Origin of the sequence: Leifsonia sp. SIMBA_070 (genome assembly GCF_046534635.1) — a bacterium.
In the GTDB taxonomy this organism is placed as follows: Bacteria; Actinomycetota; Actinomycetes; order Actinomycetales; family Microbacteriaceae; genus Leifsonia.
This window is the reverse complement of record NZ_JAWRYK010000264.1, coordinates 1-273: the sequence shown is the minus strand read 5'-3', so window position 1 is coordinate 273 and position 273 is coordinate 1. Positions and strand designations below refer to the sequence as shown.

1 protein-coding gene is annotated in these 273 nt (G+C 37.4%); it reads right to left on the bottom strand.

From position 1 onward, the window contains the following. Nucleotides 1-273, bottom strand: a 273-nt coding sequence (locus tag SB754_RS20280; RefSeq protein ID WP_410784164.1) for a DegT/DnrJ/EryC1/StrS family aminotransferase, incomplete at both ends; no start/stop codon positions are given.

Sequence of the window (273 nt, the reverse complement as noted above, 5' to 3'; positions counted from 1 at the left end):
CCAAAAATGCCGCTTGAATTTCATCCATACGACTGTTTAAGCCTTGATATTGATTTATATATTTTTGAGCCGAACCGTAATTTGCCAAAGCACGAATTACTGTAGCTAATTCCATATCTTTAGTAGTGACAGCACCAGAATCTCCTAACGCTCCCAAGTTTTTCCCCGGATAAAAACTAAAACCAGCTGCATCGCCTAAATTACCAGTTCGAATACCATTCCAACGAGCTCCAATAGCCTGAGCATTATCTTCAATTAATTTTAAATTATTAG